At 71.1% G+C, this 2,168-nt stretch carries 5 protein-coding genes; 1 reads left to right on the top strand and 4 read right to left on the bottom strand.

Annotated features, from left to right (window positions below):
- The 4 genes from G3I65_RS11650 to mftA form a co-directional block, all read right to left on the bottom strand.
- A partial coding sequence (locus G3I65_RS11650; RefSeq protein ID WP_160696117.1) for a creatininase family protein occupies nucleotides 1-163 on the bottom strand: 163 nt, incomplete at its 3' end.
- On the bottom strand, nucleotides 163-1,305 hold the full coding sequence (gene mftC / locus G3I65_RS11645) for a mycofactocin radical SAM maturase (RefSeq protein ID WP_125307728.1): 1,143 nt from the start codon (nucleotides 1,303-1,305) through the stop codon (nucleotides 163-165). The genes G3I65_RS11650 and mftC, both read right to left, overlap by 1 nt.
- Nucleotides 1,305-1,586: a mycofactocin biosynthesis chaperone MftB gene (mftB, locus tag G3I65_RS11640; RefSeq protein WP_125307729.1), complete on the bottom strand. Its 282-nt coding sequence runs from the start codon at nucleotides 1,584-1,586 to the stop codon at nucleotides 1,305-1,307. The genes mftC and mftB overlap by 1 nt, the downstream gene beginning before the upstream one ends.
- On the bottom strand, nucleotides 1,576-1,677 hold the full coding sequence (gene mftA / locus G3I65_RS11635) for a mycofactocin precursor MftA (RefSeq protein ID WP_125307730.1): 102 nt from the start codon (nucleotides 1,675-1,677) through the stop codon (nucleotides 1,576-1,578). Before mftA ends, mftB begins: the two co-directional genes overlap by 11 nt.
- Nucleotides 1,678-1,786: 109 nt before the next feature.
- Between mftA and G3I65_RS11630 the strand changes: the two genes are divergently transcribed.
- Nucleotides 1,787-2,168: TetR family transcriptional regulator (locus tag G3I65_RS11630; protein WP_160696116.1), on the top strand; the 382-nt coding region annotated here is incomplete at its 3' end.

Below are 2,168 nucleotides of genomic sequence, written 5' to 3'. Positions count from 1 at the left end.
CCGCCGCCAGGCCGTCGCACAGGGCGAGGGCGATGTCGGTGTCCGTCGCCAGCGGCAGGTGCGGGCCGTGCTGCTCGGTCGCGCCGACCGGGACCGCCAGGATCGCGCCGGACGCCGCGCGGGCGGCGACGTCCGGCGAGGTCAGGTCGGCGAGGCGGACCATCAGGCCAGCGGGTTCTCGTCGCACGGCCGCCGCATCCCGATGGTGACCGGGACCGGGCGGCGCCGGTGGGAGTGGTCCAGCGACGGCTTCGGGACGCTCGTGACGCCCGCCAACGCGAGTTCGCCGTGGCCGCGCACGCATTCCGGGTCCGGCCCGTCCAGCGGCAGGCCCGTGAAGAACTTGGCGGCCATGCAGCCGCCGCGGCAGGCGTCGAACGCCGAGCACGACGTGCACGCGCCCGCGCTTTGCGGGCTGCGCAACGAAGTGAACAGCTCGGACTCGCGCCAGACCCGTGCGAAGCCGCCCTCGGACCGGGTGTTGCCGGCCAGGAAGGTGTCGTGGATGGCGAACGGGCACGCGTAGACGTCCCCGACCGGGTCGACCAGGCACACCACCCGCCCGGCGCCGCACAGGTTGAGGCCCGGCAGCCCGCCGCCGCCGTAGCCGGCCAGGTGGAAGAACGAGTCGCCGGTGAGGACGTTCTCACCCTTCGCGACCAGCCAGTCGTAGAGTTCCCGCTGCTGGGCGGCGGTCGGGTGCAGCTCGTCCCAGGTGTCGGCGCCGCGGCCGGACGGGCGCAGCCGCGTGATCCGCAGCTGGGCGCCGTAGCGGTCGGCGATCGCCTTGAACGCGTCGAGCTGGCTCACGTTGTGGCGCGTCATCACCACGGAGATCTTGAAGTTCTCGAAACCGGCATCGGCCAGGTGCCGCATGGCACGGATCGCCGTGGCGTACGAGCCGGGGCCGCGGACGTGGTCGTTGACCTCGGCGGTGGCGCCGTCCAGGGAGATCTGGACGTCGACGTAGTCGCTCGCGGCCAGCCGGCGCGCCACCTCCGGGGTGATCTTGACGCCGTTGGTGGAGAACTTGACGCCGACGTGGTGCTCGGTGGCGTAGTCGACGAGCTCCCAGAAGTCCGGGCGCACCGTCGGCTCGCCGCCGCCGATGTTGACGTAGAAGACCTGCATGCGCTCGAACTCGTCGATCAGCGCCTTGCACTCCGCTGTGGACAGTTCGCGCGGGTCCCGCCGCCCGGAGGAGGAAAGGCAGTGCACGCAGGACAAGTTGCAGGCGTAGGTCAGTTCCCAGGTGAGGCAGATGGGCGCGTCGAGCCCGTACTGGAATTCGTCCACAAGGGACATCAGAGACTCCTCGGCTGGATCATCCGCGACTCGGCCAGTGCGGCCAGCGCGGCGCGGTAGCGCGGCAGCTCGGGCGGCCCCACCCCGGCGCCGGCGCAGGCTGCGCGGGCGCTCGGCTGCGCGTCCAGTGACCGGACGACGGCCAGCAGGGCCGGGCTCTTCAGGAAGGACAGGCGACGCGTGCCGAAGTGGTACAGCAGCGCCCCGAACCGTTCCGGCCGGATCGCGACCCGGCTGTCGAGCCGCCAGGCCGCGTCCAGGTCGAACGGTTCAGTAGACACCGCACATCCCGTCGATCGAGACCTCCTCGACCAGCAGGTCTTCGGCGACCGGGGTCTCCTCGACGGGCTCTTCGGCGATCTTCTCGGTCATCGTGACTCCTTCGGCACGGGGACTTCTTTTCGGCACACAGTGACGAATATCGAGCAGAGTAATGTCACGCGGTGTCGGAAACAACCCCCGGAAAGGGAACGGCACCCGGATGACCCAACGCACCCCCGCGGCCCGCCGCGGCAGGCCACCCGGCACGAGCGCCCGCGAACTGGAGGTCATCGCGCTGCGCCTGTTCACCGAGCGCGGCTTCCACGAGACGACGGTCGACGAGATCGCCGCGACCGCGGGCGTCAGCCGCCGCACGTTCTTCCGCTACTACGACGCCAAGTCCGACGTCCTGTGGAACGAGTTCGACGCGGAGGTCGGCACGATCACCGAGCACCTCGCCGCGGCCGACGCCGACCTGCCGGTCCTGGACGCGGTCCGCGAGGCCGTCATCGCGGCCAACCACTACCGCGCCGAGGACGTCCCGGAACTCCGGATGCGGATGCACCTGCTCAGCTCGGTCCCGGAACTGGCGGCCAGCGCGA

Source organism: Amycolatopsis sp. SID8362 (assembly GCF_010550475.1).
In the GTDB taxonomy this organism is placed as follows: Bacteria; Actinomycetota; Actinomycetes; order Mycobacteriales; family Pseudonocardiaceae; genus Amycolatopsis; species Amycolatopsis eburnea.
The sequence above is the reverse complement of the archived record's forward strand: the minus strand, read 5'-3'. Positions and strand labels throughout refer to the sequence as shown.